Annotated in this window: 7 protein-coding genes; 4 read left to right on the forward strand and 3 right to left on the reverse strand. The window is 59.6% G+C overall.

The window, feature by feature from the left end:
- Nucleotides 1–2: 2 nt before the first annotated feature.
- The 3 genes from ACXPVS_RS07160 to speB form a co-directional block, all read right to left on the reverse strand.
- Nucleotides 3–1,571 (reverse strand): purine-cytosine permease family protein, encoded by a 1,569-nt coding sequence (locus ACXPVS_RS07160; protein ID WP_458509290.1) that lies wholly within the window; start codon nucleotides 1,569–1,571, stop codon nucleotides 3–5.
- Nucleotides 1,572–1,660: 89 nt separating this feature from the next.
- Entirely contained in the window at nucleotides 1,661–3,169 is a 1,509-nt protein-coding gene (locus ACXPVS_RS07165) for an aldehyde dehydrogenase family protein (RefSeq protein ID WP_458509291.1), read from the reverse strand.
- A gap of 27 nt (nucleotides 3,170–3,196) precedes the next feature.
- Entirely contained in the window at nucleotides 3,197–4,201 is a 1,005-nt protein-coding gene (gene speB, locus ACXPVS_RS07170) for an agmatinase (RefSeq protein ID WP_458509310.1), read from the reverse strand.
- Nucleotides 4,202–4,352: 151 nt separating this feature from the next.
- Here speB and ACXPVS_RS07175 point away from each other — a divergent pair, with 151 nt between their 5' ends.
- The 4 genes from ACXPVS_RS07175 to ACXPVS_RS07190 all read left to right on the forward strand — a co-directional run.
- Nucleotides 4,353–5,267, forward strand: coding sequence for a LysR family transcriptional regulator (locus ACXPVS_RS07175; protein ID WP_458509292.1), 915 nt, complete (start codon nucleotides 4,353–4,355; stop codon nucleotides 5,265–5,267).
- A gap of 57 nt (nucleotides 5,268–5,324) precedes the next feature.
- Nucleotides 5,325–6,833 carry a sigma-54-dependent transcriptional regulator gene (locus tag ACXPVS_RS07180; protein WP_458509293.1) on the forward strand — a complete coding sequence of 503 codons (1,509 nt, stop codon included), beginning with the start codon at nucleotides 5,325–5,327 and terminating at the stop codon, nucleotides 6,831–6,833.
- Nucleotides 6,834–7,113: 280 nt separating this feature from the next.
- Complete coding sequence (gcvH, locus tag ACXPVS_RS07185; protein WP_458509294.1) at nucleotides 7,114–7,491, forward strand: glycine cleavage system protein GcvH; 378 nt, start codon at nucleotides 7,114–7,116, stop codon at nucleotides 7,489–7,491.
- Nucleotides 7,492–7,501: 10 nt separating this feature from the next.
- Nucleotides 7,502–7,674, forward strand: a 173-nt coding sequence (locus ACXPVS_RS07190) for a hypothetical protein (protein ID WP_458509311.1), incomplete at its 3' end; no start/stop codon positions are given.

Consider the following 7,674-nt stretch of genomic DNA (forward strand, 5'->3'; position numbering starts at 1 on the left):
GATTATCTCCGGACCGCCGATTCGTTGAAAACGGGCAACGACGGCTTGGTAAACGTGTCGCCGGTGGTGTATTGCGGGGATGTTTTTTCGATGTGCTGGATGACAATTTCTTCGCGCTTGAGGTCGATCGAGCGGCTGAACCAGTAGTACACCAGCCCCGACACGATCAGCCCGACGAGCCAGGCGATGTCAATGTTGCCGAGCGCTTTGGCGAGCGGACCGACATAGACCTCGCGCTGTTCAACGCCATCGTAGATGTAGAAGAACGGGATCATCGAGATGAAGCCGATGGCATACGCTGCGATGCCGCGCAGGCCCCAACTGCCGTACAGGTTGCCGTGGGGCATGAAGAAGTGCGGGATGGCGTAGCGGCCCTTGCGGACGAAGAAGTAGTCGGTCAGGTTGACCGAGGTCCATGGCACCAGGAAGTACAGCATCACCACCAGGTAGATGCCCAACACCGACAAGCCTTTGCCTGAACTCTGGATGCTCAGGGCCACACTCAGTTGCAGCAGGATCACGAAACCGATGGCCAGGATACGCGCCTTGCGGGTTGGCTCTATGTGCTTGATGGAGTCGACGCAGGTCAGCGTGGTCAACTTCGCGCTGTAGATGTTCATGGCGATAACCGGCAGGAACGCCAGAATCGTGACAACCACCACCACAGTCCCCATCAGTGGCGAGATGGTGTTGCCGACTTGCCCCAGGGCCACCAGCACGTCCGTGGAATGCAGGTGATCGGCCAGCCATCCACCCACGGAAATCATCCATGCGCCGGACAACGAGGCACCCAGGAACACCACCGCGATCAGTTTGCCGCTGGAGGTGTTCTTCGGCAGGTAACGCGAATAATCGGACACATACGGGGCGTAAGCGATGTTGTAACTCGCTGCTGCTGCGAACTGGGTGATGAAACCAGTCCAGTTGAAGCCCAGCGGCGCTCGGGCCACTTCACCGACCGCGAGTACCGGCACCACGGCATCGGGAACCCAGCCCATCAGCACCGCTAACGTCACCAGGCCGTAAAGCGGAAGCGACAGGTACAACGCCCATTTGAAACTGCGGTGCATCCAGTCATGCCCGAGGATCGCCAATACAGCCGCCGGTATCGTCACCGCCACCGCGATCACCGCTGGGTTGAAGCCGAAGAGTGTGTGCAGGCCCTGCATCATCAGCACCAGGTTGACGATGTTGAAACCGGCGAACACAAACAGCGTCGCCAGCAACACCAGGATCACACCGCGATAGCCGAACTGTGCACGAGACTGAATCATCTGCGGCAGACCAAGGTGTGGACCTTGCGAGCCGTGAAAAGCCATGAACAGCGTGCCGAACATGATGCCCAGCGTGCCGGCGAGAGTGGTCCAGAGCGCGGTCAGGCCGACGCTCGGGCCAACGAAGCCGATGGTCATGGTAAAGAAGGTGAAATTACCGAGAAACCAGAACGGACCCTGGCTCGACAATTTATCGGTGCGCTCGTTCTCCGGGATGAAGTCAATCGAATGCCCCTCGACGACGGGCTTGTCATCGCGGGTCAACACGCTTGGGGCGGCTTTGGCGTCAATGTTCATGATGTACTCTTATTTTTTGAAGATCATGACGAGATAACTGCGTTCTTTTGAGTGAACGACGCTCCCACAGGGGTGGAGTCGGCCATGACTCAGGGCAGCGTGATCCAGACCGCCTTGGTCTCGAGCAGATAATCGAGCTGCTCCGCGCCCAGATCCTTGCCGAATCCGGATTGCTTGTAGCCACCGAACGGCATTGACGGGTCTAGAGTACCGTGGGCGTTGACGTAGACCGAACCCGCTTTCAACCGTGGGATCAGGCTGTGCACCTTTCCAAGGTCATTGGAATAGAGTGCAGCCGCCAGGCCGTAAGGCGAGTCATTGGCCAGGGCCAAGGCCTCTTCTTCATCGTCGAACGGTGCAGTGACCAGCACCGGACCAAAGATCTCTTCCTGGACGATGCGCATGTCGTTGCGGCAATGGGCAAAAATGGTCGGTTGAACGAAGAAGCCGAGGCCCTCGACAGGTTGGCCGCCATAGACCAGCTCGGCGCCCTCTTGCTTGCCGGTTTCGATGTAATCGGTCACGCGCTCCTTCTGCAACGCCGAGACCAACGGGCTGATGAAGCAGTCTGGATCCAGGCCCGGTGCGATTTTCAGCGTGCGGGTGTAAGCGATCAGTTCGCGCAGGAACTCGCCGTAGACGCTGCGATGAATATAGGCGCGAGTACCGGCATCACACACCTGACCGGAGTTGAAAAACACGCCGTTGGCAATGGCCTGAGCGGCGGCCGGCACGTCGGCGTCGGCCAATACGATTACCGGTGATTTTCCTCCGAGTTCGAGGGTTAGTCGCTTCATTTCGTCCAGTGCAGCGCGGCCAACGGTACGGCCGACCGGGGTCGAGCCAGTGAAGGTGAGCTTGTCGATACCAGGGTGCGTGGCCATGGCCGCACCGACCACGCTGCCGCGTCCGGTCACGATATTGATTACCCCGTCCGGGATGCCGGCTTCCTGCACCAATTCGGCAAAGCGCAAGGCCGACAGCGAAGTCAGTTCGGCGGGTTTGACCACCACGGTGCAACCGGTTGCCAGTGCCGCGCCGAGCTTCCAGGCCATGGTTTGCAGCGGGAAGTTCCAGGGCACGATGGCGCCGACCACACCTACCGCTTCCTTGCGGGTATAGGCCAGGTAATTGCCCGGCAGCGATGGCTCAACGGTTCGGCCATGCAGCTTCGTTGCCCAACCGGCGAAATAACGCAGCGTATCGACCGTGCCCTGAATATCGACTTCCCGCGCGAAGGCAACTGACTTGCCCATGTCGATCGATTCGATTTCCGCCAGTTCGGCGGAGTTGCTTTCAATCAGGTCCGCCAGGCGTTGCATCAGCCGTTCGCGTTCTGCCGGTTTGGCCTGACGCCACGCGCCACCGTCAAACTGTGCGCGAGCTGCTTGCACGGCGCGATCCAGATCCTGTGTGGTGCCCATCGGAATACGCGTGATCAGGCCCTCGGTCGACGGCTCGATAACATCGGACGTCTGCCCGTCGCTGGCCTCGACAAAGGCGCCACCGATGAACATTTTCTGAACCTTGCCGAGAAAGGTCTGGGTGGCTTCGGATACACCGAATTTCTGCAAATACTGCTTAACGATCGTGTCCATGTTCATTCCCTCTGTGCGGCGGTCAGATCACGCCGTGGCGGTGGTGGTTTCGCTCATGGCGTGCCGTGCTTGAGCCCGCTCGTGGAAGATGAAACCGATGCTGTTGAGCAGCAGTTGCGCCGCCAGAATAGAGGTCACGCCGGAAGGGTCATAAACGGGAGCGACCTCGACCAGATCCATGCCAACAATGTTGCCTTGGCTGCGTTTGGCCAGGGCCTGGATGATTTCCAGCACTTCGTAATAGAGGAAGCCACCGTGGCTTGGGGTGCCGGTCCCAGGGGCGATGGACGGGTCGAAACCGTCGATGTCGATGGTGATGTAATAGTTGATGTTCTGCGGGATCAACGCCAGTACCCCTTCGACGCCGAGGCGGCGCACATCACGGACCGAAAGGATCTTCGAGCCCGCCGCGTGGGCTGCTTCATAGTCGTCGCGATTGGACGAAGATACGTTGCGGATGCCCATCTGGGTCATGCCGACGATGTGGTTCATTTCGGACGCGCGACGCAGCGGGTTGCCATGGCCGTAGCGAACGCCATGACGCTCGTCGACGAAGTCCAGGTGTGCATCGAAGTGGATAATGTGGATCGGGCCCCGGCCCTCGAACGCCTTGATCACCGGCGCGTGAATCGAGTGATCGCCACCGAGTACAACCGGCATGACACCGGCATCCAGAATCTTGCGCACAGCGTATTCAGTGTTCTCGTTACTGGTGACCATGTCGGTGTGCACGATATCGGCGTCACCAACGTCGACCATGCGCACGTCGGAGGCGGTCAGGTACATGACGTCATCTTCGTGGTCATAGGCGCCGGCATGACCGAAGGAAAACAGAGTCGATGCCTCACGAATGCCGCGTGGTCCGAAGCGTGCGCCGGAACGCCACTGGGTGCCCATGTCATTCGGTGCGCCGAGAATGGCGACATCGGCATCAAGCGCATCCCAATCGGTGCACACCGGGGATTTTGCGAAGGTGCAGTGACCCACGAATGGCAGGTTCAGGCGACCGGATTCATAACCGTTGTTCGACATTTCAGGCATCTCCAATTCTTGTTATCAGCTGGCGGGCGTGGAAGGTGACCGCCGTTGGAATGACTATGGGCGCAGGTTTTCGTGGAAAAAATGCTAAATATCAGATACTCATATCGGCATTACCGATGCATCCACACGCGGGAGGTTCAAGGTGATCCAGCTGCACGATGTCGATCTGAAACTGCTCAGGGTGTTTGCCACGATTGTCAGGTGCGGCGGGTTCTCTGCCGCGCAGGCGGCATTGAATGCCGGGCAGTCGACCATCAGCGAGCAGATGACTCATCTGGAAACCCGGCTGGGGGTCAAACTCTGTCAACGCGGGCGCAGCGGCTTTCGCCTGACCGAGCAAGGCGTGGCGATCCACGAAGCCACTCAGCGTCTGCTCTCGGCGGTCGAAAATTTCTGCATGGACGCTGATGTGCTCAAGCAGCACATCAGCGGCAAGCTCAACCTGGGGATTATCGACACCACCATTACCGACCCCGATTCTCCATTACCGCGCACCACCCAACGCTTCGTCTCCAGAGGGCATGATGTGCACCTGAACGTGTACGTGGGCACCCCGGCGGAACTGGAAGAACGCGTGCTCGATGGCCGTCTGCACCTGGCCATCGGGCACTTCCCGATCTACGTTCCGGGGCTGTTGCACTCACCGCTGTATCAGGAAGCACTGGGTTTGTATTGCGGGCGGCGGCATCCGTTGTATGGCAGCAAGGCCGAGGGCGACGAACTGCTCGAAGAGATTGCCGCGAGCCGGATTGTCGTCAGGGGTTACATGCAGCAATACGACCTGGAACACCTGGGCGTCAGCAAAGCCGCCGCCACGGTGGACAACATCGAAGCGCTGGCGATTCTGCTGATCTCCGGCGCCTATCTGGGCTTTCTGCCGATGCACTTCGCCGCTCAATGGGTCAAGACCGGCGAGATGCACCAACTGGCGCCCACCAACCTGCAACTGATGTCGCCGTTCGACGTGATCACCCGACGTGGCACAGCCCCGCCGCCGATCCTTCAGGCGTTCCTTGAGGATCTGGCCGCCTGTTCGCGCACCACTGGCAATACCTGACTGGCACTGCTGGTGCCGGTCATACTCATTCTGTTCACAACCCTTGCAGGCCACCCTATGCGCATCCACGTCACCTTCATCGACCGCGTCGGCATCACCCAGGAAGTACTTGCCCTGCTCGGTGGGCGCCGTTTCAATCTGGATGCCGTCGAGATGGTGCCGCCCAACGTTTACATCGATGCGCCCACCCTCGGCGCCGATGCACTGGAAGAATTGCGCGAGGCCTTTCTTGGGGTGCAGGGTGTGCAAGCGGTGACGATGGTTGACATCCTCCCGGGGCAGCGCCGGCGCTTGCAACTCGATGCCTTGCTGGCGGCCAGCACCGACCCGGTGTTGGCGGTGGATGAGCGCGGTCACGTGTTGCTGGCCAACCCGGCCCTGATCTCTCTGTGCGGTCGAGAACCGGCCGGCGAGCCATTGACGGCGCTCTTCGATGATCCTGCCTTGCAACGCACATTGATCGAGCACGGCTTTCGCCTGCCCATGCACGAGGTCAGTCTCGGTGGCCAGACCCTGCTGCTGGACGCCATGCCGATCACCGATGCTGGCGCGCTGCTGACCTTGTATCAGCCCAATCGCATCGGTGAACGCCTCTCGGCGCTGCATCATGACCATGCCGAAGGTTTCGATGCGCTGCTTGGCGAGTCACCGGCGATTCGCACTCTCAAGGCCCGTGCCCAGCGTGTTGCAACGCTCGATGCACCGCTGCTGATTCAGGGCGAAACCGGCACCGGTAAAGAGCTCGTGGCCCGCGCCTGCCACGCGATCAGCACACGGCATGACTCGCCCTTTCTGGCCCTGAACTGCGCGGCACTGCCTGAGAGCCTCGCCGAAAGCGAGCTGTTCGGCTATGCCGCTGGCGCCTTCACCGGTGCCCAGCGCGGCGGCAAACTCGGCCTGCTGGAACTGGCCGACCAAGGCACGGTGTTCCTCGACGAAGTCGGCGAGATGTCGCCCTACTTGCAGGCCAAATTGCTGCGCTTTTTAAGCGATGGCTGCTTCCGGAGAGTGGGTGGTGATCGTGAGGTCAGGGTCAACGTGCGGGTCCTCAGCGCGACCCACCGTAATCTGGAGAAAATGGTCAGCGAAGGCAGTTTTCGCGAGGATCTGTTTTACCGCCTGAATGTGCTTAATCTGCAAGTACCACCGTTGCGAGAGCGCGGCCATGACATCCTGTTGATGGCCAACCACTTCATGCAGCAGGCCTGCGCGCAGATCCAGCGTCCGGTCTGTCGCCTGGCGCCAGGGACCTATCCGGCACTGCTCGGTAATCGCTGGCCGGGCAATGTGCGGCAATTGCAAAACGTGATTTTTCGCGCCGCCGCTATTTGCGAGAACCCGCTGGTGGACATCGACGACCTCGACATCGCCCGCACCGCCGTCGAGCGCAAAAACGACGGCGAGGTTGGCAGCCTGGAAGATGCCGTCGAAGGGTTTGAAAAGAACCTGCTGCAACAGCTTTACAGCAGCTATCCCTCCAGCCGTTTACTCGCCGCTCGCCTGCAAACGTCGCACAGTGCGATCGCTATCCGGCTGCGTAAGTACGGCATTCCCGGACAACCCTGACTGTCTGAAAATCGATACATCGTATCGAATTCAAGACAAACCCCTGCAACTCGTCTGGCCCGGACCAAGTCCCCTCCTCCGAGGACGTCTGTATTGATTTCAATACGGAGGCATTCCTCCGACCCTCAATAAATACAATTAACCTATTGATTTATATATATAAATAAAAATTGGCACCGCCTTTGCTATCAACTCTCACGCCACGCTCGCTGCCCGGCACGAGCCTGTCAATCGCCATCCGCCACCAGCAGTGGATGAGTCTGAACAATGAGGAGTTGATATGAGCGAATTGCGTTTTACCGTCGATCACGAATGGCTGCGTCTTGAGAGCGATGGCCTGATCACCGTGGGTATCACCGCGTATGCCCAGCAGGCGCTGGGTGACGTGGTCTTCGTTCAAGTGCCTGAGTTGCGTGCGTTCCGTGCCGGGGATGAAGTGGCGGTGCTGGAATCGGTGAAAGCCGCCAGCAGCATATACATGCCATTGGACGGTGAAGTGGTCGAGGTGAATTCGACGCTGGAAAGCGCTCCCGAATTGATCAACGAAGACGCACTCGGTGAAGGCTGGTTCTTTCGTATGCGCCCGAGTGCCCCCACCGCGATGGACAGTTTGCTCGACCAGGCCGCTTACGAGCGCCTGACCAACGACGACGCTTGAGGACTTGCGCATGACCATCCTCCTGGACACCCGCAACGAATTCATCGCCCGCCACATCGGCCCGCGCGCCGGCGACGAACAAGTCATGCTCAATAGCCTCGGCTTCGACTCGCTGGAAGCCCTGAGCGTCAGCGTCATCCCCGACAGCATCAAAGGCACCAGCGTCCTCGGCCTCGAAGACGG

This window comes from Pseudomonas sp. Ma2-10 (assembly GCF_054330215.1).